Annotated in this window: 17 protein-coding genes; 9 read left to right on the top strand and 8 right to left on the bottom strand. The window is 60.3% G+C overall.

Annotation, left to right across the window (positions count from 1 at the left end; translation table 11 throughout):
* The 9 genes from GM668_RS00005 to GM668_RS00045 form a co-directional block, all read left to right on the top strand.
* The coding region (locus GM668_RS00005; RefSeq protein ID WP_211923330.1) for a flagellar hook-length control protein FliK at nt 1-886 on the top strand (886 nt) is incomplete at its 5' end.
* Nucleotides 887-949: 63 nt separating this feature from the next.
* Nucleotides 950-1,471, top strand: coding sequence for a flagellar basal body-associated protein FliL (gene fliL / locus GM668_RS00010; protein WP_155436894.1), 522 nt, complete (start codon nt 950-952; stop codon nt 1,469-1,471).
* A 25-nt stretch (nt 1,472-1,496) separates the two neighbouring features.
* Nucleotides 1,497-2,483 (top strand): flagellar motor switch protein FliM, encoded by a 987-nt coding sequence (gene fliM, locus GM668_RS00015; RefSeq protein ID WP_155436895.1) that lies wholly within the window; start codon nt 1,497-1,499, stop codon nt 2,481-2,483.
* 14 nt (nt 2,484-2,497) lie between these two features.
* The gene (gene fliN, locus GM668_RS00020) at nt 2,498-2,920 is read left to right on the top strand and encodes a flagellar motor switch protein FliN (protein WP_155436896.1); all 423 of its coding nucleotides are present in this window, start codon (nt 2,498-2,500) and stop codon (nt 2,918-2,920) included.
* On the top strand, nt 2,917-3,570 hold the full coding sequence (fliO, locus tag GM668_RS00025) for a flagellar biosynthetic protein FliO (protein ID WP_155436897.1): 654 nt from the start codon (nt 2,917-2,919) through the stop codon (nt 3,568-3,570). The genes fliN and fliO overlap by 4 nt, the downstream gene beginning before the upstream one ends.
* On the top strand, nt 3,567-4,325 hold the full coding sequence (gene fliP / locus GM668_RS00030; protein ID WP_155436898.1) for a flagellar type III secretion system pore protein FliP: 759 nt from the start codon (nt 3,567-3,569) through the stop codon (nt 4,323-4,325). The genes fliO and fliP overlap by 4 nt, the downstream gene beginning before the upstream one ends.
* A 1-nt stretch (nt 4,326) precedes the next feature.
* Nucleotides 4,327-4,596 (top strand): flagellar biosynthesis protein FliQ, encoded by a 270-nt coding sequence (fliQ, locus tag GM668_RS00035; RefSeq protein WP_155436899.1) that lies wholly within the window; start codon nt 4,327-4,329, stop codon nt 4,594-4,596.
* A 36-nt stretch (nt 4,597-4,632) separates the two neighbouring features.
* The gene (gene fliR, locus GM668_RS00040) at nt 4,633-5,472 is read left to right on the top strand and encodes a flagellar biosynthetic protein FliR (RefSeq protein ID WP_155436900.1); all 840 of its coding nucleotides are present in this window, start codon (nt 4,633-4,635) and stop codon (nt 5,470-5,472) included.
* Nucleotides 5,473-5,553: 81 nt separating this feature from the next.
* Nucleotides 5,554-13,746 carry an SPM autocatalytic domain-containing protein gene (locus tag GM668_RS00045; protein ID WP_155436901.1) on the top strand — a complete coding sequence of 2,731 codons (8,193 nt, stop codon included), beginning with the start codon at nt 5,554-5,556 and terminating at the stop codon, nt 13,744-13,746.
* A 105-nt stretch (nt 13,747-13,851) separates the two neighbouring features.
* On the opposite strand, the gene flgL is transcribed toward GM668_RS00045, so the two are convergent.
* From flgL to GM668_RS00085, 8 genes are all read right to left on the bottom strand, one after another.
* Nucleotides 13,852-15,111: a flagellar hook-associated protein FlgL gene (gene flgL / locus GM668_RS00050; protein ID WP_155436902.1), complete on the bottom strand. Its 1,260-nt coding sequence runs from the start codon at nt 15,109-15,111 to the stop codon at nt 13,852-13,854.
* 11 nt (nt 15,112-15,122) lie between these two features.
* Nucleotides 15,123-17,090 (bottom strand): flagellar hook-associated protein FlgK, encoded by a 1,968-nt coding sequence (gene flgK, locus GM668_RS00055; protein WP_155436903.1) that lies wholly within the window; start codon nt 17,088-17,090, stop codon nt 15,123-15,125.
* A 107-nt stretch (nt 17,091-17,197) separates the two neighbouring features.
* Nucleotides 17,198-18,133 carry a flagellar assembly peptidoglycan hydrolase FlgJ gene (gene flgJ, locus GM668_RS00060; RefSeq protein WP_155436904.1) on the bottom strand — a complete coding sequence of 312 codons (936 nt, stop codon included), beginning with the start codon at nt 18,131-18,133 and terminating at the stop codon, nt 17,198-17,200.
* 7 nt (nt 18,134-18,140) lie between these two features.
* Entirely contained in the window at nt 18,141-19,295 is a 1,155-nt protein-coding gene (locus tag GM668_RS00065; RefSeq protein ID WP_155436905.1) for a flagellar basal body P-ring protein FlgI, read from the bottom strand.
* Between the two features lie 2 nt (nt 19,296-19,297).
* The gene (locus GM668_RS00070) at nt 19,298-19,951 is read right to left on the bottom strand and encodes a flagellar basal body L-ring protein FlgH (protein ID WP_155436906.1); all 654 of its coding nucleotides are present in this window, start codon (nt 19,949-19,951) and stop codon (nt 19,298-19,300) included.
* A 10-nt stretch (nt 19,952-19,961) separates the two neighbouring features.
* Nucleotides 19,962-20,744 carry a flagellar basal-body rod protein FlgG gene (gene flgG, locus GM668_RS00075; RefSeq protein ID WP_155436907.1) on the bottom strand — a complete coding sequence of 261 codons (783 nt, stop codon included), beginning with the start codon at nt 20,742-20,744 and terminating at the stop codon, nt 19,962-19,964.
* A 52-nt stretch (nt 20,745-20,796) separates the two neighbouring features.
* Nucleotides 20,797-21,543, bottom strand: a complete 747-nt coding sequence (gene flgF, locus GM668_RS00080) for a flagellar basal-body rod protein FlgF (RefSeq protein ID WP_155436908.1) — start codon at nt 21,541-21,543, stop codon at nt 20,797-20,799.
* 18 nt (nt 21,544-21,561) lie between these two features.
* Complete coding sequence (locus tag GM668_RS00085; protein WP_155436909.1) at nt 21,562-23,124, bottom strand: flagellar hook protein FlgE; 1,563 nt, start codon at nt 23,122-23,124, stop codon at nt 21,562-21,564.
* Between the last annotated feature and the right edge of the window lie 4 nt (nt 23,125-23,128).

Here is a 23,128-nt window from a genome sequence, read left to right on the forward strand (position 1 = left end):
TGCCGACGAACCGGCGGCAACGGCCACGGCAACTGCACCGGCAGCGAAAGACGCCCTGCCCGCCACGGCAACCGGCACGGCGCTGCCGCAACCGGCCGCAGCGCTGCCGGACGCCAAGCCAGCCGACACGGCAGCAACAACCGCCACAGCCGCGGCCAGTGCACCGCAAGACGGCCATGCCACCGCAGTCAACGATTTCAGCGCCGCGCTGGCAGCCCATCAAGCGGCCGACACGAACGCCGATACCGGCGCGGGCGCTGCCGCCAAAGTCCAGCCCGACTTGCGCCAGCCAGCTGGGGTGGAGCGGACGCAGGAAAGCCGCGCTCCCGCCATCCGCGCCGTGGAAGCCAATGCAGCGGCCAGCGTCCCGGCCCCCGTGGCGCAGGCGCAGCTGGCCTCTGCCAAAGCAGCCGAAGCCGTCGCCGCCAATCAGTTGCCGGCGCGGGTCGGCACCACGGCGTGGGACCAGCAGCTGGGCCAGAAAGTCGTGTGGATGGTGGCCGGTGGCGAACAAAGCGCATCGCTGACGCTGAATCCGCCAGATTTGGGTCCGATGCAAGTGGTGTTGAACGTGTCGAACGACCAGGCCAGCGCCAGCTTTACCGCCGCCCAGCCGGAAGTTAGGCAAGCGCTGGAAGCGGCCCTGCCAAGGCTGCGTGAAATGATGAGCGAGGCAGGCATCCAGCTGGGCAGCGCCACGGTATCGGCCGAAATGTCCGGCCAGCAACAGGCATTTGACCAGGCGCGGGCGGCCCAGCAGGGTAATGGCGGCAATGGCCGTGGCGGCCGTGGCCAGGGTGGCAACGGCGATGGCGTGAATATCGGCAACGACGCCACACCGGCGCCGCGCCGCACAGTGCTGGGCGCGGTCGACACCTTCGCCTGATGCCCATGCGTGCCATAATACCGACATTGATGGTTTGATTGATTTCAGCAGGCAAGGGTTATTTTGAAAGCGAATCCCAAAGCAAAGGCGGAGCCGAAAGTCGAGGCGGCCGCTCCGGTCAACTCCAAGAAGAAGTTGATCATTATCGGCGGCCTCGTTGCAGTGCTGGCTGCCGGTGGCGGCGGCGCCTTTTTCATGCTGAAAGGCGGGGGCGGCCATGACGAAGCGCCTTCGAAATCCAGCAAGAAAGAAAAAGGCGGCAAAGTCGGCCCGCCCACTTACGTGGTGATCGAACCGTTCACCGTCAATTTGCAGCCGGAAAACGGCGACCAGTATTTGCAAGTGCAATTCACGCTGCAGGTGGCCGGCCAGGAAGATGCCGATGTCATCAAGAACAACATGGCCAAGGTGCGCAGCCGCGTGCTGTTGCTGTTGTCCAGCAAGCGCGCGTCGGAAATCAATACGCCGGAAGGCAAGCAGCAATTGAGCGAAGAAATCCTCGAGCAAATCAAGGAACCGTTTGAACGCAGGGGCAACGAGCAAGACGTTATCGAAGTGCTGTTCACGTCATTCATCATTCAGTAACAACCGTTAGTATTACGACAAAGCCATGGCGGATAATTTTCTTTCCCAGGAAGAAGTTGACGCCCTTCTGAAGGGGGTCAACGGCGATCAGGACGACATCGCCACACCTGAAGAAGTCACCGGTGTCCGGACATACAACCTTGCCACGCAAGAGCGTATCGTCCGGGGCCGTATGCCGACGCTGGAAATCATCAACGAGCGTTTCGCCCGCTTGTTGCGCGTCGGGCTGTTTAACTTCCTGCGCCGCAGCGCGGAAGTGTCGGTGGGCTCCGTTCGCGTATCGAAATACAGTGAATTCATCCGTAACCTGGTGGTGCCGACCAACTTGAACCTGGTCCACATGAAGCCGCTGCGCGGCACGGCGCTGATGGTATTCGACCCGGGCCTCGTGTTCCTGCTGGTGGATAACCTGTTCGGCGGCGATGGCCGCTTCCACACCCGCGTTGAAGGCCGTGACTTCACGCAAACGGAACAGCGCATTATCTTGCGCATCCTCGATATCGTGTTCGAGGCGTACACCAAGTCGTGGGAACCCGTGTACCCGGTCGAGTTCGAGTACATCCGTTCTGAAATGAATACGCAATTTGCCAACATCGCCACGCCCAATGAAGTGGTGGTGGCGTCGACGTTCACCGTGGAACTGGGTTCCGTGTCCGGACAAATTCACTTCTGCATGCCGTACTCGATGATCGAGCCGATCCGCGATGCGCTGACGTCGTCGCTGCAGGGTGAAGCGCTGGAAGTCGACAAGCGCTGGATCCGCCTGATGACACAGCAAATCCAGATTGCGGAAGTGGAACTGGTGGCCAAGCTGGGGACGGCCAATGTATCGTTCGATGAAATCCTCAACATGCGCGTGGGCGACATCATTCCGTTGAATATTCCGGAAACCATTGAAGCCACCGTGGATGGCGTGCCGGTGCTCGATTGCACATATGGCGTCCTGAATGGACAATACGCGCTCAAGGTAGAGAAGTTGCTGGCGAATTCCGACAGCATGAATGCAAAATAAGGAGCTAAAAGATCATGTCGGATAATCAAGACGACGACGCAAGCCTCGACGATGATTGGGGCGCCGCGATTGCCGAACAAGCCAAGGCGGAAGCGGAAGCGCTGGCCAACCAGCAGGCAGCCCAGGCAGCGGTCTTCAAGGACTTTTCCAAGCAGCCATCGAAAACCGAAACCCACAACGATATCGACTTCATTCTCGATATCCCTGTGCAATTGACGGTGGAACTGGGCCGTACCAAGATCGCCATCAAGAACTTGCTGCAATTGGCGCAGGGTTCGGTGGTGGAACTCGATGGTTTGGCCGGTGAACCGATGGACGTGCTGGTCAATGGCTGTTTGATTGCCCAGGGCGAGGTGGTGGTGGTGAATGATAAATTCGGTATTCGTTTGACCGATATCATTACCCCATCCGAACGCATCCGAAAATTGAATAAATGACGCAAGTATCGAACAGCACGTCTTCCCTCGCCCGCCATGCGGGCATCGCAGCGCTGGCCATGGCGTGCACGCTGGCTCTGCCTGCCGCCCCATCGCTGGCGGCGCAGACTGCATCGGGCGCGATTTCCGGCGCCAGTGCTGCCGCAGCGGTTCCCGCTGCCGCCGGCACACCAGCAAACGATAGCCCCGCCGCTGCAGCCGCCCCCGCTTCCATTCCCGCTCCCGCCGCAACACCGGAACAGCAAGCCGCGCTGGCCGGCGCCCGTCCTGCCGCCCCCGTGCAAATGCAGGCGCCCACCGCGGGCGGCAGCTTGCTGCAAACCATGTTTTCCCTGCTGGTCGTGCTGGGCGTGCTGGTTGGCCTGGCATGGCTGCTGAAGAAATATGGCCCGAAAACCATTACCGGCAGCGCCAATGTCAAACTGGTGGGCGCGCTGAGCGTGGGCGCCCGCGAGCGCATCCTGGTCGTGGAAGTGGGTGAACAGTGGATCGTTGTCGGCGCGTCGCCCGGCCGCATGAATGCGCTGGCCACGATGCCGCGCCAGGAAGCTGAAATCGATCCACCATCGCCGGCACACGTGCTGCCGAGCGCAAATTTCGCCGAATGGTTCAAGCAAACCATTGAAAAACGCAACGGCGGCAAAGCATGACCAGACGCTACGCGCCACGCGTGCTGGCCGCCATCGCTGCCGCCACTGCTGCCGCCCTGCCTTTGCTGGCAGCGGCGGAACCCACGATTCCTGCCTTTACCAGTACCCCGGCCGGCGGCGGCGCCACGAATTACGGCTTGTCGCTGCAAACGCTGATCTTGATGACGGCGCTGACCTTCATCCCGGCCGTGCTGCTGATGATGACGGGTTTTACGCGCATTATTATCGTGCTGTCGCTGCTGCGCCAGGCCATGGGGACGCAGTCGGCGCCGCCGAACCAGGTGATGGTCGGCCTGGCGCTGTTCTTGACGCTGTTCGTCATGAGCCCGGTGCTGGACAAGATTTATGTGGAAGCCTACCTGCCTTTGCAGGAAAACAAGATCACCATGCAGGAAGCGCTGGAACGGGGCGGCGCGCCATTAAAAACCTTTATGCTGAAACAGACGCGCCAGGCTGACCTGGCGCTGTTCGTCAAGCTGTCGCGCACGCCGGCGCTGCAAGGCCCGGAAGACGTGCCGCTGAAAGTGCTGGTGCCCGCATTCGTCACCAGTGAATTGAAAACCGCGTTCCAGATCGGCTTTGCCATCTTCATCCCCTTCCTCATCATCGACATGGTGGTGGCGTCCGTCCTGATGTCGATGGGTATGATGATGATGTCGCCTGCCGTCATTTCGCTCCCCTTCAAGCTGATGCTGTTCGTGCTGGTCGATGGCTGGCAATTGCTGCTGGGTTCCCTGGCTCAAAGTTTCTACTGACATGACTCCTGAAAGCGTCTTGACGATGGGCCGCCAGGCCATGGAAGTCACCTTGATGGTGGCGGCCCCGCTGTTGCTGGTGGCGCTGGTCATCGGCCTCGTGATTTCCATCTTCCAGGCCGCCACGCAAATCAATGAAGCCACGCTGTCTTTCATTCCCAAGCTGGTCGGCATCTTTGTCGCGCTGGTCGTGGCCGGCCCATGGATGCTGTCCGTGCTGCTCGATTACATGCGGCAAGTCTTCACAGGCATCCCCGGCCTGGTCGGTTGACCTGTCCATGACACAAAAAAGTTTCCTGACAGCCTCATGATTACGCTGTCCAGCGCCGATATCAATACATGGATCGCCTCGCTGCTGTGGCCGCTTGCGCGCATTCTAGGGCTGATTACCGCTGCTCCCGTGCTGGGCAACCGCAGTGTTCCTACTACGGTAAAAGTCTCGCTGGGCGTATTGCTGGCCCTGGTCATTGCGCCTAACGTGCCCAAGCTGCCGGCTGCCGACCCGATGTCGTATGCGGGTTTGCTGATCCTGGTGCAGGAAATGCTAGTCGGTGTCGCCATGGGCTTTACCGTGCGGATCGTGTTTTCTTCCATTGAAATGGCTGGTGAAATCAGCAGCCTGACCATGGGCCTGGGCTTTGCGTCGTTTTTTGACCCGAATACCCAGGGGCGATCGTCGGCCATCAGCCAATTTCTTGCGCTAGTTGCTACAATGGCATTTATTTCTGTCAATGCGCATTTGGTCTTGCTGGCAGCGCTGGCGGAAAGTTTCCAGACGTTGCCGGTTTCGGGCATGCCCATCAACGGCGGCGGATTCAAGCAGGTGGCTGACTGGGGAGCGCGGATATTTACGGCAGGTTTGCAATTGTCGCTGCCCATCGTAGCCGCGCTGCTGATTGTCAACGTGGCGCTGGGCGTGCTGACACGGGCCGCGCCGCAATTGAATTTGTTTGGTATTGGTTTCCCCATTACGCTGGGGGTAGGTTTTATTGTAATAGCAACAACGTTGCCGTATCTGGGCACACCGCTGGAAAACCTGTTTATGCAGGGAATAGAAAAGGTCAGGGAATTGCCGCGCACATGGGTTGCGCGTGAGCCACAGCCGGTGCCTGTGCTTAATCAAGCTCCACCGGCGGTCGCCCAGTAAATAAGCACCACGTGCAATCAATTGATTTCCATGGAGAAAGTCCTGGTGTATCATGGTTGAGCCGCCCAGGAGAAAAAACTCATGAGTTCCATCGTCCCAACCTTTACAACTGATCAGATCGTCGCGTTCACGACGGATCAGCTGGTTTCCTTTACGACAGAGGAAATCCGTGACCTGACGACGGAACAAATGGTGGTGTTGACCACGGACCAATTGCCGGCGTTCACCACGCTGCAAGTGGCCGCCATGGGTTCAGACGACCTGGCTGTACTGACCAGCGACCAGTTACCTGCCCTGACGACCTTGCAAGTCAGCATCCTCGGCACCGCGCAATTGCGCGCGCTGGGTACAGCCCAGCTGGCCGCCATGGAAACGCAAGACATTGCCGCACTGCGCACCGCGCAAGTGGCGTCGCTGCAATCGCAGCAATTGGCGGGGCTGACGACCGATGCCGTCATGGCGCTGACCGCCGCGCAAGTGGGCGCCATCTCGTCCACGCAAGTGATGGGCTTGACCAGCGACCAGCTGGCGGTACTGACCACCTTGCAAATTGGCGCCATCAGCAAAAGCACGCTGGCGTCACTGAGCACGTCGCAAATCAATACGCTGTCAACCACGGCGCTGTCCGCCCTCACCAGCAGCCAGCTGGCGGCGTTGACGTCGCTGCAAGTTCCGGCGCTGACCACCGATCACATCGTTGCGCTGACCAGCAAGCAAATCAATGGCATGCTGCCGGCGTCGTTGGCGATGTTGACGACGGACCAGATCGCCGCCATTGAGACGGATGACATACCCGGCTTGACGACGGCGCAGCTGGCCGCCCTGTCGGACGATCAACTGGCATCGATCAGCACGGACCAGATCATTGCGCTGTCCACGGCGCAAGTGGCGGCGCTGCGCTCCAGCACCATCGCCAATTTGACGACGGCGCAAATTGCCGCGATTGAAACGCGCGATATTGCCGCATTGACGTCGCGCCAAGTGACGGCGCTGACCGATGCCCAGCTGGCGGCGCTGACGACTGACCAGATGCTGGCGTTTGAGTCCACCGACTTGCGTGCGCTGACGTCGGCCCAGATCGCCGTCCTGACGACGGACCAGCTCAATGCACTGAATACAGTGGCCATCCTGACGTCCACGCAATTGCGCGGTTTGACCAGCGACCAGATCATGGCGCTGGAAACCCAGGACTTGGCCGGCTTCAGCAGCGGCCAACTCAATGCCTTGACGGCAGACCAGGTGGCCAGCCTGACCAGCGACCAGATCATTGGTTTCTCGGCCAGCCAGTTTGCCGCCATGCCGAGCGGTTTCCTGTCGCGCCTGAGCACGGCGCAAATCGGCCAGATTGAAACCATCGACATCGCCGCGCTGCGCACCAACCAGATCGCGAAACTGGGGTCAGAGCAAATTGCCGCACTGACGACGGACCAGTTCAACGCGCTGAACAGCACGGCGATTTCCGCGTTTTCCACCACGCAAGTGGCGGCACTGACGACGGAACAGCTGGAAGCCTTGTCCACCTTGGCTGCCATGACGAGCCGCCAGGTCGCCGTGTTGACGACTGACCAGATTGCGGGCCTGTCGACGCGCAACCTGGTGACGTTGACCAGCAGCCAGATCGGCGCGCTGACGGACGACCAGGTGCTGGCGCTGAACAGCGACCAGTTGATTGCACTGACGACGCGCCAGTTCCAGGGCTTGAAGTCGTCGGCGCTGGTGGCGCTGAGCACGGACCAGATCCCACTGATTGAAACGCAGGATATCGCGGCCCTGCTGTCCACCCAGCTGACCAAATTGACGGCGGCGCAAATCGCCGCGCTGTCGACGTACCAGGTTGCCGCCTTGTCCACGGCCTCGGAAGCCGCGCTGACGACCTTGCAAATCAGCGCACTGTCCACAGCCCAGCTCGCTGCATTGCAATCGCTGGCAGCCCTGACGTCGCGCCAGTTTGGCGCCATGACGAGCGACCAGATTGCCGCCCTGAGCACGGACAGCATCGCCACCCTGAAAACCAGCCAGGTGGCGGCGCTCAATGCCGACCAGTTGTCCGCGTTCACGTCCGACCAGGTCATTGCCCTGTCCGGCACGCAAATGAAAGTACTGTCGACTGCCGCACTGGCGGGCTTGTCGACTGCCATGGTTGCCGCCATCGAGTCCAATGACCTGGCGGTCATGACGTCGCGCCAGCTGGCGTCGCTGGGCACCGACAAGATTGCCGCGCTGACCACGGACCAGTTGCCTGCGCTGACGACGGCGCTGATTGCCGGCCTGACCATGGAACAAGTGGCCGCGCTATCCACGGACCAGCTGAATGCCCTGTCCAGCCTGTCTGCGCTGACGACGCGCCAATTTGCCGTACTGACGTCCAATGTGATTGCCGGGATCGATACGGCCGACCTGCAAACGCTGAAAACGTCGCAGATCGCCGCATTGCAATCCCAGCAGGCTGCCGCACTGACGACAGACCAGGTCATTGCGCTGACGGGTGCGCAGATGAGCTCGCTCAACTCGGCCGCGCTGCAAGTATTGAGCTCCGACCAGTTGCAAGCGATTGAAATCAGCGACCTGGCCGGCATGCGTTCGAACCAGTTGAACAAGCTGTTGACGAACCAGATTGCCGCCCTCTCCACGCTGCAAATCGCCAACCTGACCACGTCGCAGCTGGCCGGCCTGACCGCCGAGCAAAAAGCCGCCATGACAACGGACCAGCTGGCGGCGCTGACGTCGATTTCCTCGTTCACGACGGCCGCCATTGCCGCGCTGACCACCGACCAGATTGCATCGCTGTCCGACGCGACGCTGGCCACGTTGCGCACCAGCCAGGTGGCGGCACTGACTAGCCTGCAACTGCAAGTGCTGACCAGCAATCAGATTGCAGCGCTGACCACGCAGCAATACGCGGCGCTGACGACCAAGCAAATCACGGCGCTGACCACCGACCAGTTGCCGTTCATCGAAATAGCGGACCTGGTGGCGCTGCGCACGGCGCAACTGGCCGCCATGTCGACCGAACAGATCGAGGGCCTGTCGACGATCCAGTTCGCCAACTTGACCACGCAGGAAGTGGCCGGCCTGACGACCTTGCAAATTGCCTCGCTGACGCAAGCCAAGCTGGATGCCTTGTCGTCGCTGGCGCCGCTGTCGAGCCGCCAATTGGCTGCACTGACGACGGATCAAATCAGTGTCCTCGCCGTCAGCAAAATCACAACTTTGCTGAGCAGCCAGATTGCCGGCTTGACCAGCCTGCAGGTAGGCGCACTGACCACTGAACATATTGCAACGTTCAATACAGCGCAAATCCGCAGCCTGTCGACGTCTACCCTGGCAGCGCTGAGCGCGACGCAAGTGGCCGCGATTGAAGATGGCGATATCGCCATCATGCTGACGCGCCAGATTGCTGCGCTCACTACCGACCAGATCATGGCGCTGACGGTGTCGCAGCTGGGCAACTTCACGACGCAGCAAATTGCCGCGCTGAGCTCGGTACAGCTCAATGCCATGTCGTCAGACCAGATTGCCGCCCTGTCATCGCTGGGTCCGATCAGTACGGCGCAAATTGCCGGCATGACGTCGACACAAATCCAGGCGATCACATTGACGCAGGTGGCGGCACTGCGCACCACCCAGTTGAACGCATTCAATACGGACCAGATTGCCTTCTTCTCGGCGGCCCAGATAGGTGCGCTGACGACCTCGCAAGTAGCGTCCTTGCCGAAAAACTTGCTCAATGCGCTGACATCTGACCAAGTCCCGGCCATTGAAAACGAAGATATTGCGGTCTTGACGACCAGCCAGATGGCGGGATTGTCGAGCGCCTTTGCGCAAGCGCTGACGCAGACCCAGCTGGTCGAACTGACCACCCGCGAAATCGCCGCCATGGGTTCGGCTGCATTGACGGTCTTGACGGGCGACCAGTTGACGGCGCTGAGCACGCTGACCAGCCTCACGTCGGCCCAGGTCGGCATGTTGACCAGCGACCAGATCCCCCTGTTGACAGATTCCGATTTGCAATCGCTGCTGACCCGCCAAGTCGCCGGCATGGGCAGCATGCAAATGACGGGCCTGACCACGGCGCAAATCGTCCTGTTGAGCAGCGCGCAAATCCGCGCACTGAGCGTCAAGGCGATTGAAGCCATGACCGTGGACCAGGTTGCCGCGATTGAAGCAAGCGATATTCCAGCGCTCAGCTCGCGCCAGATTTCCAGCTTCGATACGGTGCAAATTGCGGCCATGACGACAGACCAGCTGCGCGCCATGACCAGCACGGGCATTGCTGCGCTGACGCCTGATCAATTGGCAGCGCTGTCCGATACGCAAATGGCGTCGCTGGGCCGGATTTCCGACTACACGACGCAAATGATCAGCGCCATGTCGTCTGCGCGCATTGCCGCCATGACGGTGGAAGACCTGCAGTTGCTCAATACCCAGCAAATTGCCGCTATCAATTCGCTGCAATCGGCTGCCTTGACGACAGCCCAGGTCGTCGGCCTGACGACCAGGCAATTTGCCGCGCTGAGTACGCGCGCGCTGAGCAATTTGACTGCCACGCAAATTGCACAAATCGAAAATGAAGACTTGGCGGCGCTGACGTCGATGCAAGTGCGCTCGCTGACCAGTACGCAATTGGCGGCGCTGACCTTGAGCCAGGTTGCCAGCCTGTCCAGCACTGCCGTGCGCGCGCTGTCGTCGGCACAGGTTGCCGTGCTGAATACAGCGCAGCTGGGATCGCTGAGTACGCTGGCTGGCCTGGCCAGCGCGCAAATTGCCGCACTGACGTCCAGCCAGCTGGCGTCGATGAGCGGCGACCGTCTGGCGACGTTGACCTCCGCGCAGCTGGGTGCACTGTCCACCAGCCAATTGCAGATCCTGAACACGGCGCAAGTGGCCGCACTGGACAGCAAACAATTCCAGTCGCTGTCAACACGTGCGCTGGCCGCGCTGACCAGCACGCAATTTGGCGCTATGGAAGAAGTTGACTTGGCCGCCCTGCGCTCGAACCAGGTTGCCGTACTGACCACGTCGCAATTGGGCGTGCTGTCGGCCGCCCAGTTGGCAGCCTTGCCGTCGGCTGGTATTGGCCAACTGAGTTCCGTGCAGGCCAGCGTGCTCAATACACTGCAAATTGCCGCACTGACGACGGCACAAGTGCGCGCGCTGGCTAGCCGCACGATTGCCGCGCTGACCACGACGCAAATCGCCGCGATGGAAGCGGAAGACCTGGGCGCCATGCGCACCGCGCAAATCCGCGCGCTGACGACAGCGCAACTGGCAGTATTGAGCCAGGCACAGCTGGAAGCGCTGGGTTCCGACCAGTTGAGCGCATTGAGCACCGCGCAAATGGCGGCGCTGTCGTCCACGCAATTCAACTTGCTCGATTCGCTGGTCTTCATGACGCCGACGCAAGTGGCGGCATTGCCGACCGAACGCATTGCCACGCTGGACAGCGCCAAGCTGGAACAGTTGCGCAGTGCCCAGCTGGCCGCCATGACGACGCGCCAGATTGCCGCCATGACGACCGCCCAGCTGTCGGCGCTGAACACGGCGCAATGGCGCGCCATCGATGCCGATGCGGTTGCCGCGCTCAATACATTCCAGATTGCCCACCTCGACGTGGACGACCTGGCTGCCCTGCTGACGGCGCAAGTTGCCGCGCTGCGGACGGATCAGGTTTCCGCGCTGACCGCCGATGAATTGGGCGCGCTGACGTCGCCGCAGCTTGGCGCGCTGAACAGCCTGCAAATGTCGGCATTGAGCACGGCCAACCTGGCTGCGCTGACAAGCTTGCAAGGCTTTACGACCAAGCAATTGTTCGGTCTGTCGAGCACGCAGCTGATGTCGCTGGATGAAGCGCACCTGAGTACGCTGCGCACGTCGCAAATCGCCGGGTTGAACAGCGTGCAACTGTCGTGGCTGACCACGGCGCAAATCAGCTTGCTCAATACGCAGCAATTCCGCGCCTTGACGTCAAAAGCGCTGGATGGCTTGACTACCACGCAATTGCGCGCCCTGTCGGCCGACAATTTGCTGGCGCTCAATACAAGCCAGTTTATCAGCCTGTCCACCGACCAGATCCAGTCGCTGTCAACTGACCAGATGGGCTTGCTGAATTCCGCGCAATTGAGCGTATTGACGACCAGCCAGATGCGCGCGTTGTCGAGCAGCCAGCTGGGCGCACTGTCCAGCCTGTCCGGCTTTGGCACGACGCAGCTGGGCGCCCTGTCCAGCGACCAGATCAGCTCAATTGGCGAAAGCCAGCTGGCCACCATCCGCACGTCGCAATTCTCTGCCCTGTCGAGCCGCCAGCTGTCGTACCTCAGTTCGGCGCAAATTGCCATGCTCAATTCCGGCCAGGTGCGCTCGCTGACTGCCACGGCATTGAATGGCTTGAGCACGGCGCAAATCATCGCGCTGGACGCGGAAGATTTGACGGCCATGCTGACGGCCCAGGTGGCGGCACTGCGTACCGACTTGATCGGCAGCTTGACCAATAGCCAGGTCGCGGCCATGACAACGACGCAACTGGCTGCGCTGAAGACGTCGCAGGTCAATGCCTTGAGCACCAGCCAGCTGGCGGCGCTGGACTCGCTGAGCGGCTTGACGACGACGCAATTGAATGCGCTGTCCACCCTGCAGCTGACTTCGCTGGATCAGACGCACATGGACACGCTGCGTACGGCCCAGATTGCCGGGCTGTCGTCGCGCCAGGTATCGTCGCTGACCACGCAGCAAATTGCCAGCCTGTCGACGCTGCAAGTGCGGGCCCTGTCGGCATCGGCGCTGGCTAACCTGTCGACCACGCAAGTGGCCGCCATCGAGCTGGACGACATTGCCGCGCTGTCTTCGTCGCAAGTGGCGGCGCTGAAGTCGCAGCATATTATGGCCATGAGCAATGACCAGCTGGCTGCGCTGAGCACGCGCACCGTGGCCGGCATGAGCACGGCACAAATTGCTGCGCTGTCCACGGTACAGCTGGGCGCATTCAGCAGTTTGGCGGGCCTGACGTCCACGCAAATTGCCGCGCTCAGCACATTGCAAGCGTCGGTATTGAATGCCGACCAGATCGACTCGTTGCGCACGAACCAGGCTGCCGCGCTGAGCACGCAAGCCATTGCTGCTTTCAGCACCGCGCAAATTGCCATGCTGACCAGCGCCCAGCTGAATGCGCTGTCGGTGCGTGCACTGAACGCCATGTCCACCTTGCAAATCAATGCCATTGAAGCGGCGGACTTCCAGGCACTGAAGTCGGCGCAAGTAGCGCTGCTGACTACCACGCAAGTGGCCGCCATCAGCACGGCCCTGATCGGCTTGCTGTCAACGTCGCAAATCCGCGCACTGAAGGCAACGCAAGTAGCCGTGCTGACGACGGACCAGCTGGTCAACATGACGGCTGCGGAATTTGCCGGCTTCTCGGCAACGCAAGTCAAAGCCTTTACGACGGCGCAACTGGCCGTGCTGACGACGGAACAAAAAGATGCATCGCCGCTGGGCAGCCCACTGCAGCTGGACCTGGCGGGCGATGGCATTGAAACCATTTCGTTCGACCGCGGTGTGCTGTTTGATTTGTTTGGCACGGGCCAAAAGGTACAGACAGGCTGGGCAAGCAAAGGCGATGGCTTGCTGGCCCTGGACCGCAACCACGATGGCACGATCAATGATGGCGGCGAGCTGTTCGGCACCTCGACCATCCTGGCCAATGGCAAGCATGCCAGCGACGGCTTTGCTGCGCTGGCCGAATTGGACAGCAATGGCGATGGCGTCATTGACAGCCAAGATGCCGTCTACGGTGACTTGCGCGTGTGGGTCGATGGCAATGCCGATGGCGTCAGCCAGGCAGGCGAATTGCGTTCACTGGCCGACGCGGGTGTGGCCAGCATTGCCACCGGCGCCCAAAGCGTCAGCGAAAAAGATGCAGGCAACTGGATCGGCATGCGCGGCAGCTTCATTACGACGGATGGCTTGCAGCGGGGTGTCGCGGACGTCTGGTATACGACCAGCCGCAATGATGGCACAGGTTCCTTGCGTGACCAGGTCAGCTCGCTGACGCAAGCGATGTCCGGCTTTGCTGCGGAGTCCGGCAGTACGGCTGGCAGCCTGGCCTGGAATGCCGCGGCGCCGGCCACGGCGGCTACCCTGGCCGCCGGGGTCGACTTGCTGGCGCGCGAACTGCGCAGCTATGCGGACCGCGCTGCAGACAGCGGCAACAGCACCGTCGCCAGCCTGACGGATGACCAGAAACGGCGTGAACCGCCGCCAGGCATCCTGGCCGCGAAGTAAGACGAAACGGGGCTGCGGCCCCGTTTTACATGGTTCGGAGCACAAAGCAAAACGCCCGGCGCACTGGTGAAGTGCGCCGGGCGTTGCAGTTCAAGCTGGCTGTGATCAGCCGATGAAATTAAACAGCGACAGGCTGGTCAACGTCTTATACGACTTTTGCGCAGCTTCCAGGCTGATTTGCTGCTGCGTGAAATTCGAGATGGCGGTAATGGTGTCGACATCCTGCAAGTCCGACAACGTGGACGCGTACTGGATATTCAAGTCTTCACCGGCACTGTCCAGGTAATCCATTTCTTTCAGCCGCGCGCCCACCGATGCGCGCACCGACAGCACGTTATCGATGGCATTGTCGATATTCGCATTGGCCGAGTTCAGCAGGTTATTCAGCTTGGCCTGCCCCACTTCCCCCGTCGCATCCGAGCGCAATGCAGTAATCACGTCTTGCAAGGTCTCGAAAATGGATTTCTTGTTGCTGGGATTGACGGTGAACTTGTCCTGGTCTGCCGGATTGCCGTGAATCTCAAATTGCAGCCCGTCAAATGCAATGGTTTCGCCGCTCTTGTAGGGAATCGGGTCGGGTGGATTCGGATTCGGTGGAACAGGCTGGCCCAAAGTCAAATCCGTGACGGTGTACGTGACCGTGTCGGGGATACCTGGCGAGCCTGGAGTCCGGCTGAAATTGATTTCATACTGGTGGTTCGTGATGGCATTGGCATCCGTCACGGAACCGGGCGAAATAATGCCGCTGCCGCCCCGCGTCACGTTGGCGGGATCGGCGCCGGTTTGGAAGGTGCCATTGCCGGTCGGGTTCGCTTCAAAAATCGATGAGCCGGAATCGCTGATGGCCAGTGTACGCGTGGATCCCACCTGCAGCGTGCGCTCGCCCTGGTCGCCCTGGTAAATGGCGCCGGTCGATGTACGGGCAAAGGGAATGCTGTCTTTGTAGCCGGAAAACAGGTAGCCGCCGGCGCCATCGGCCGTATTGGCAATACCCAGCAAGTCCGTCAAGCGCGCTTCCAGTTCCACCGCGATCATGCCGCGGTCTGCGTTGGTCATCGAACCATTACCGCCATTTACTGCCAGGGTTTTCACGTCTTGCAGCAGCGACGTGGTGGAGGACAGCGCCACTTCCTCTTGCGACAGCGACGAGCGGGCATTTTGCCGGTTTGTCACCAGCTGCGTATTGACGGATTGCGATTGCGTGATTTCCAGCGCACGGGCCGTGGCAATCGGATCATCGGACGGCGCCAGGTTTTTACGGCCAGTGGACAGCTGTTGCTGGATTCTCGACATATTCGTCTGCAGCGACGCCAGCTGGTTCTTGCCGTGATCGAAAATCGTCCTGGTGCTAATGCGCATAATCATGATAAAACTCCTTAGCGGCCCAGCGAGACCAACACATCAAACAACTGGCTGGCAATTTGCATCACCTTGCCTGCCGCCTGGTAAGCCTGCTGATAGCGCAGCAATTCCGCCGCTTCTTCATCCAAATTCACGCCGACCACGCTTTGGTAAGCGTTATTGGCTTGCTCGGCTGCGGCATCCGCTGCCAGCCCGCCAATTTGCACTTCACGCGCCTTGTTGCCAACCGCGTTGACCATGGCGGCATAGCCGCTCTGGAACGTGGTCTTACCGTTATTCAAAACATTCTTGGTTTGCAGGGCCGCCAGCAACGCGCCATTGCGGTTGTCTTTGGTGCCGCCCGCATTGGGCGCTGTCACGGAAAATTTATCGTTGTTGCCGGGCGTGCCCGTCACGGCCACACTGATGCCGCCAAACGTGAAGGTATCGCCATCCGTGTACGGGATCGGTGTCGTACCGGCAGGATAAGTGGTCGAGTTGCCATTGATGCCTTTGACCACGACGTCTTGCGCTGCCGGGAAGCCCGTGAAGCCACCGGCTGCCTGGTCGTAGGTCAGCGTTACGGTGCCAGTCAACGTATTGGCGGGATCCAGGAAAGCCGCATCGACGGAACCCGCACTGATCTTGCCATTGCCCGTATTGGTCAGCGGTGCATTGGTGGTAATCGGCGCAGCCAGCGCAATCTTGCCGACGTCCGTCAGCGCCACGCTGATATCGGACGCGGCATTGGCAGTCGGGTTGATGACAAAATGGTCGCCGGTCTGGGGCACACCGGTGATCGTATATTCAACGCCGTCGATCACTTGCGGTACCGTTTGCGGGAATGGCGAAATCAGCGTGGACTGGCCATCCGACTGGCGTTTCAGGTACAGGTTGGTGCCGTCGTAATTCAAATCATAGGAACTGGTGGTCAGCGCACTGGCGTCTTTGACGATACCCGTGACTTTCGCGGTACCCAGCGGCGAATTGCGCACGTCGATGCCGACGCCCACCTCGATATCCTTGAAGAACTTGGTCCCCATATCGCCGTTGCGGTCTTGCCCCAACTGGTGCTGCGCATTGAACGCAGCGGCAATCCCCGCCGCCACCTGCCCCAGCTGTGCCTGGGCCTGGTCCAGCGATTCGCTGCGGAATTTCAACAGTGCCCCCAGCGAACCGCCGCCCATCAGCGACGAATCCGGCAACGTCGACACTTTATCGCCGGCGACATAGCCAATCGCCAGCTTGCCCACATCCGTCAAGGACGTTTGCGTGGCCAGTTCATAATTGCGGTTGCCGATGACCAGTGGCTGGCCCGTGCCGATCGACACGGTCAGCGTATTGCTGGCGCCCTTTTCCACATTGACCTTGACCAGCTTGTTCATTTCGCGGATCAACTGGTCGCGCTGGTCCAGCAAGTCATTCGGCAGGCGTGATGCATCGGCGGATAAACCGGCAATGTCATTGTTCAACTGCGCAATTTTCGACGCATAAGAATTGATCTGGCTAACCGACGTCTCGACTTCCGCATTGACGCCCTGCCCGATTTCCGTCAAGCGCTCGCTCATGCTGTGGAAGCGTCCCGCCAGCGTATTGGCAGTCGACAGCAGCGCGCTGCGCGACGCATCGGTCGCAGGGTTGGACGCCGCATCTTGCACGCCCTTGAAGAAATCCTGCAGCGCCGGCGTCAAGCCGGACGTGGAATCGGCCAGCAGGTTGTCGATCTGGCTGACTTGCGCGTAATAGCCATTTTGCTCAGCCTGCGTGGACTGGGCATTCATGAGCGTTTTGTTAAGGAAATCATCATACTGGCGCACGATGGCCGTCACCGTCGTACCGGTACCCAGGAAGAAACCGCCGGTCGCTTCCGGCTGCGCATTGCCCTGCAACACCGTCTGGCGGCTGTAACCTTCCACGTTGGCGTTGGCGATGTTGTGCCCGGTCGTGGACAGACCGATCTGCGCCGCCATTAAACCCGTTTTACCTACGCTCAGGATACTCATGATGAAGTGTGCTTTTTTGCTTGATCTGTATAGTCTACGGCAGGCTACGCTAAAACTTGAAATTCCGGGCGGCTACAGTACCGTACCGGCCGGAAAGATTGCCATCCTTACACCAGGGAACGCTTGATGATGCTGGTGAGTTTGGCCGCGTAGTTCGGATCGGTGGCATAGCCGGCACGTTGTAACCCTTGGGCGAATTTCGTCGCGTCGCCGGCGTTGGCCAGCACTTTTTCATAGCGAGGGTTACTACTTAACAATTTTGCATAATCCTTGAAGCTCTCCGCATAGCTGTCATAGGCGCGGAAACGCTCGACCTTGCGCTGCGCCACGCCATTGACGTATTCCGTCGTGACGGTTTGCACGGTCTTGCCTTTCCAGTCCGAGCCCGCCTTGATGCCGAACAGATTGTGGCTGTTGGTGCCGTCGCGGCCCTTGATTTCACGGCGCCCCCAGCCGCTTTCCAGCGCTGCCTGGCCCAGCATGAACTTGGCGGGTATGCCGGTGGTTTTCGAGGCTTCATCGGCATGGCTGCCCAGCTTGTCCTGGAATGCGCGCACATGGGGCGCCTGGCCGGCGCGGGCCGCTTCCTGCTCCGGCGTCAACGCGGTTTTCGCGTCCATGCCGCCCACGGCTTCCAGTGCTTTTTGCAAACGCTGCGCGGCCAGCGCCGACGTGCCGTCCTGCCCCGTCAGCAAACTTTCATCGCCCAGTTTCAATGCTTGCGCATTTTGCGTCTGCGACAGCTGGCGCACCAGCACGTCCGCCAGGCCCACGCCCTTGTTGGCCAGGTTCTGGCTGGTTTGCTGGTCCAGCATGGCTGTAAACGTCTTGGTTTGCTGGCTATCCATCATGCCGTCTTGCGGCGTCGCGTCGCGCATGCTTTTCATTACCATGTTTAAGAACATGGCTTCGAACTGTTTCGCAGCGCCTTTCAACGCTTCCGGGGAGCCCTCTTTGGCTTGCTGGCGCAGCGCGCCCATGCCCTTGACATCGGTGGCCAGTGAAGCAGACAGGTCGGTAGCAACGGGACTTTGACGGATCATGGCGGCCTCAGATGATTTCCAGTTCAGCGCGCAATGCGCCTGCGCTCTTCATCGCTTGCAGGATGGCCAGCAAATCCTGCGGCGTGGCGCCAATGGCATTCAGGGCTTTGACGACATCGGCCAGCGAGGCGCCGCCATTGACCAGCATGACTTTGCCGCTGTCTTTCTTGATGTCGATCTGGCTGTTTTGCGTGACCACGGTTTGTCCGGCCGACAACGCATTAGGCTGGCTCACTTGCGGATCCGCACTGACGGAGACGGACAGGTTGCCATGCGATATCGCGCACGTCTCCAGGGTCACGGCCTGGTTCATGACAACGGAACCGGTGCGCGCATTCATGATCACTTTGGCCGCCTGTTTGGCTGGATTGACTTCCAGCGCTTCCAGCGCACCGATAAACGAGACGCGCAAGTCCGACGACGAAGGCGCCTGCACGCGGATCACACGGCCATCAAGCGCATACGCAATGCCGGAACCATATTTATCGTTGATGGCTTCCACCACGCGGCTCACGGTGGCGAAATCCGTGTCTTTCAATTCCAGGCGGATCATATTGTTCTCGCCCACATTCGATGCCACGGCGCGTTCCACTGTCGCACCGCCGGAAATGCGGCCCACGGACAAGTGATTGACGACTACCGAGCTGCCGCCCGATTGCGCGCCCACGCCGCCCACGAGGATATTACCTTGCGCCATGCCATACACCTGGCCATCGGCGCCTTTCAGCGGCGTCATCAGCAAGGTGCCGCCGCGCAGGCTTTTTGCGTTACCCATGGACGACACCGTCACGTCCAGCAACTGGCCTGGCTGGGCAAATGGCGGCAGCGACGCCGTCACCATCACGGCCGCCACGTTTTTCAATTGCAGGCTGGAGGCTGATGGCAGCGTGATGCCCATTTGCTGCAGCATCGATGCAATGGTTTGCACGGTAAATGGCGTTTGCGTGGTCTGGTCGCCCGTGCCGTCCAGGCCGATGACGAGGCCATAGCCCATCAACTGGTTGCTGCGCACGCCGGCGATATTGGCCAGGTCTTTGATGCGTTCAGCATGGGCGCCAGGGGCCAGCGCCAGCAGGGCCGCCAGCAGCAAACCCGTAGGGCGGACTCTACGAGGCCGCCATGCTTGCGCCACAGCATAAATGGTTTGAACGATGGTTTTCATGATCAGAATGGCAGCAGGCTGAGGAAGAAGCGCGACACCATGGAATTCATTTCCGCGCGGTCGATCTTGCTGTTGGTACGGTATTCAACACGGGCGTCAGCCACGGCGGTCGACAACACGGTATTGCCGGCCGCGATGGAATCCGGATTCACCATGCCGGAGAAGCGGATGAATTCCGTGCCCTTGTTCATGGCAATTTGTTTTTCACCGGCCACGATCAAGTTCCCGTTGGCCAGCACTTCCACCACCGTCACGCCCATGTTGCCCGTGAAGGTGTTGCTGGCGCTCTGGTTGTCCGCATCGGCAAACTTGCTGGAACCGCTGGTGGACACATTGGCGCCCAGGTTGCCCACCAATGGGCCCGGCGTGGCAAACGCCAGGCTGCCGGATTTGCTGCCCGACGTGGCGCCAGCTTTGACGGCGGCGGTTTTTTCCGTGATGACGAGGTTCAGGACGTCGCCCACCTGGCGTGCGCGGCGGTCTTCGAAGTGCGGGCGGTACGATTGCGCCTGGAAGATGGCGCCATTGGTCGGCGCCTGCATTTGCGCCATCGTCAATGGACGCGCCGTGGTCGGCTGCTGCACGATGGACGTGGGCGTGGTGCCGCAGGCAGTCAGCGCCAGCAGGCTTGCTGCGGCAAGCAAAGTCTTGGTCATGGCTATCCCCTTACAGCTGCGCCAGCTTGGCCAGCATCTGGTCCGACGTGGTGATGGCTTTACTGTTGATTTCGTACGCGCGCTGGGTCTGGATCATGTTGACCATTTCCTCGACCACATTGACGTTCGACGTTTCCACATAACCTTGCAGGATCACGCCGGTACCATTGGTGCCCGGTGTATTGGCTTGCGCCGCACCCGATGCGCCAGTTTCGACGTACAGATTCTCGCCCTTCGATTCCAGGCCGGTGGGATTGATGAAGGTGGACAGCTGGATGCTGCCGATTTGCTGCGGGGCAGTCTGGCCCGGCAACGTGACGGACACCGTGCCGTCGCGGCCGACCGTGATGCTTTGCGCATTGATGGGTATCGTGATGGCGGGCTGCAGCACAAAGCCGCTGGACGTCACCATCTGGCCATTCGCATCGCGCTGGAACGAACCGTCGCGCGTATACGCCGTGGTCCCATCCGGCAACAGCACGTTGAAGAAGCCGTTACCGTTGACCATCAAGTCTTTATCGTTACCCGTGGCTTGCGGGTTACCCTGGGTGAAGATCCGTTCAATCGCGACAGGCCGCACGCCGGTACCGATTTGCATGCCGGACGGCAGGTTAGTTTGCTGCGACGATTGCGCGCCCGGTTGCCGTACGTTTTGGTACAGCAAATCTTCGAACACGGCGCGGGATTTTTTGAAGCCGTTGGTGCTGACGTTGGCCAGGTTGTTGGCAACCGTGTCCATTTGCGTCTGCTGCGCTTCCATGCCGGTCTTGGCGATCCACAGCGAACGTATCATGATCTCTCTCCATAAAGGGCTTTACCACACCGCCATTATGGAGCGGGCAACGTCAACTCAAAGCGAGGAGCTGGGTGGCTTTCGCCGCGTTATTCTCGGCATTCTTCAAAAGACTCATCTGCATTTCAAACTGCCGTCCCAGCTGGATCATGTTGACCATGGAGTCGACTGCGCTGACGTTGCTGCCTTCCAGCGCCCCGCTGACGAGGCTGACTTTGGGATCGAAATCGGCCGGCTGGCCGGAGTTCTGGCGGAACAAGCCATCCGCGCCCCGCGACAATTGCTGCGCAGGGGGATTGACCAGCTTGATGCGGCCCAGGATATTCGCCGGTCCCGGCTTGGTCTGGCCCGTGCTGATGACACTGACCGTGCCATCGCCGGCAATGGCAATATCGGAATCCGGCGGGATGGCAATCGGGCCACCTTCGCCCTGGATGGTCTGGCCGCTGGTGGTTTGCAATAAGCCGTTTTCACTGACTTTAAAGCTGCCGTTGCGCGTATACGCTTCAGAACCGTCGGCTGCCTGCACGGCAATCCAGCCATCGCCGCGCACGGCCACGTCGAGTGCGCGGCCCGTGGTCATGATGGGGCCGGAGCGGAAGTCCGCACCCACCGTGTTGTCAACCACGAACGTGCGGGTCGGCAAACCGCCGTCCGATTGCACGGGCACAGCGCGGAAAGTATCGAGCTGCGCGCGGAAACCCGTGGTGCTGACGTTGGCCAGGTTGTTCGACACGGTCGCCTGCTGTTCCAGCAAGTGGCGCGCGCCTGTCATGGCGGTATAGATCAGCTTATCCATGGGCTGCCCTTTCAGCTATTAACGCAGGTTCACGAGGGTTTGCAGCACCTGGTCTTGCGTCTTGATGGTTTGCGCATTGGCCTGGTAGACGCGCTGCGCCGTGATCATGTTGACCAGTTCCGCCGTCAAGTCCACGTTGGACGATTCCACCGATGACGAGCGCAGCGAGCCCAAGGTACCCGTGTTCGGCGCGCCGATTTGCGGCGCACCGGAAGCGGAACTTTCCACCCACGCATTGTTACCCAGCGGCGTCAAGCCATCGACGCTGGTGAAGTTGGCCAGCACGATCTGACCCAGGGGGCGGGATTTACCATTGCTGTACTGGCCCAGGATCACGCCGTCGGCGCCCGCTGCAAAACGCTCCAGGTGGCCGGACGAATAACCGTCTTGCGTGGACGCTTTTTCACTGGTGCTGATGCCGTATTGCGTGGTGCCGACAAAGTTGGTCTGGATCGCCAGCGGCTCGACCGACCCGGTATCCGGGAAGATCGGCAAGGTGATGCTGAATGGCAGTGTGTTGGTCGGGTCCAGGTTGGTCATGGCGGTGGTGTTCAGCGCGCCTTGCTCATCGAAGATCAAGGTCGATACTTTCTTGCCTGGCATGCTGACCGCGTCGCCCAGTTTGCGCATGATTTCATCCGGATTGGTGCCAACGATGGCGCCCACGTTGGTGGCGCCATTAAAGGCTGCCGTCAACGTATCAATCTGCGTCTGGGTTGGCGTCACGCCGAGCTGGGCTGGCACATCCACCGTCATGGCATTGAGCATGACACCGCCGGCCGCCGCTGCAAAGTCCAGGTTAGCCTGTGCAATGGTCGGGGCGTCGCCAGTCTGCAGCGCAGCCTGGTACGCAGCGCGGGCAGCAATCACACCGGCATCATTGTTGACCGAAGCCGCCACCAGGGCCGACGAACGTTCGCGGCCGTCGCTGCCGATATAGACATCCCACGTATTCGCGGCAGTCTTGACGTAATAAGTCGACAGCACGTGCGGATTACCCAGGCTGTCAAACACATCCAGCACGGTCTGCTTGTTGTACGTCTGCGGATCCAGCGCATCAAATGGCACCTTGGCAGGCACGATACTGCGCGAGTCCAGGTTCAGCTCGAAGTTGGCCTTGGTGGTCGCCACTGGCACCAGGTCGGACGAATCGATCTTGATGGGTTCCGGCGCACCTTGCAGGATCACGCCATCTTTATTGGACTGGTAGCCAGACAGGAAATTGCCCTGCGCATTGGTAATGAAGCCATTCTTGTCCAGCAAGAACTGGCCGTTACGGCTGTATTGCACAGCGCCGGTTGGCGTGGTCAGGCGGAAGAAGCCGCCGCCGTTGATGGAAATGTCCAGCGGGTTATTCGTGGTTTCAATATTACCCTGCGTGAATTGCTGGGCCAAACGCGAAACCGACACACCGATACCGGCATTGTTGCCCGATACGCCGTTCAGCGAGTTCGCATACAGATCGGCAAATTGCGCCTGCGATTGCTTGAACCCCACCGTGGCCGAGTTGGCGATGTTGTTGCCGATAACGTCGAGCGTTTTTGCTGCGGCATTCAAGCCGGAAAGTCCTTGCTGGAACATGATA

The organism is Pseudoduganella ginsengisoli (genome assembly GCF_009720865.1).
Taxonomy (GTDB): domain Bacteria; phylum Pseudomonadota; class Gammaproteobacteria; order Burkholderiales; family Burkholderiaceae_D; genus Rugamonas; species Rugamonas ginsengisoli.

Excerpts from the sequence above, each read along its gene's own strand:
- GM668_RS00085 (WP_155436909.1), bottom strand. The coding sequence starts at position 23,124 with ATGTTCCAGCAAGGACTTTCCGGCTTGAATGCCGCAGCAAAAACGCTC.
- fliO (WP_155436897.1), top strand. The coding sequence starts at position 2,917 with ATGACGCAAGTATCGAACAGCACGTCTTCCCTCGCCCGCCATGCGGGC.
- fliR (WP_155436900.1), top strand. The coding sequence starts at position 4,633 with ATGATTACGCTGTCCAGCGCCGATATCAATACATGGATCGCCTCGCTG.
- GM668_RS00045 (WP_155436901.1), top strand. The coding sequence starts at position 5,554 with ATGAGTTCCATCGTCCCAACCTTTACAACTGATCAGATCGTCGCGTTC.
- flgJ (WP_155436904.1), bottom strand. The coding sequence starts at position 18,133 with ATGATCCGTCAAAGTCCCGTTGCTACCGACCTGTCTGCTTCACTGGCC.
- GM668_RS00070 (WP_155436906.1), bottom strand. The coding sequence starts at position 19,951 with ATGACCAAGACTTTGCTTGCCGCAGCAAGCCTGCTGGCGCTGACTGCC.
- fliM (WP_155436895.1), top strand. The coding sequence starts at position 1,497 with ATGGCGGATAATTTTCTTTCCCAGGAAGAAGTTGACGCCCTTCTGAAG.
- fliP (WP_155436898.1), top strand. The coding sequence starts at position 3,567 with ATGACCAGACGCTACGCGCCACGCGTGCTGGCCGCCATCGCTGCCGCC.
- flgG (WP_155436907.1), bottom strand. The coding sequence starts at position 20,744 with ATGATACGTTCGCTGTGGATCGCCAAGACCGGCATGGAAGCGCAGCAG.
- flgK (WP_155436903.1), bottom strand. The coding sequence starts at position 17,090 with ATGAGTATCCTGAGCGTAGGTAAAACGGGTTTAATGGCGGCGCAGATC.
- flgF (WP_155436908.1), bottom strand. The coding sequence starts at position 21,543 with ATGGATAAGCTGATCTATACCGCCATGACAGGCGCGCGCCACTTGCTG.
- flgL (WP_155436902.1), bottom strand. The coding sequence starts at position 15,111 with ATGATTATGCGCATTAGCACCAGGACGATTTTCGATCACGGCAAGAAC.
- fliN (WP_155436896.1), top strand. The coding sequence starts at position 2,498 with ATGTCGGATAATCAAGACGACGACGCAAGCCTCGACGATGATTGGGGC.
- fliQ (WP_155436899.1), top strand. The coding sequence starts at position 4,327 with ATGACTCCTGAAAGCGTCTTGACGATGGGCCGCCAGGCCATGGAAGTC.
- GM668_RS00065 (WP_155436905.1), bottom strand. The coding sequence starts at position 19,295 with ATGAAAACCATCGTTCAAACCATTTATGCTGTGGCGCAAGCATGGCGG.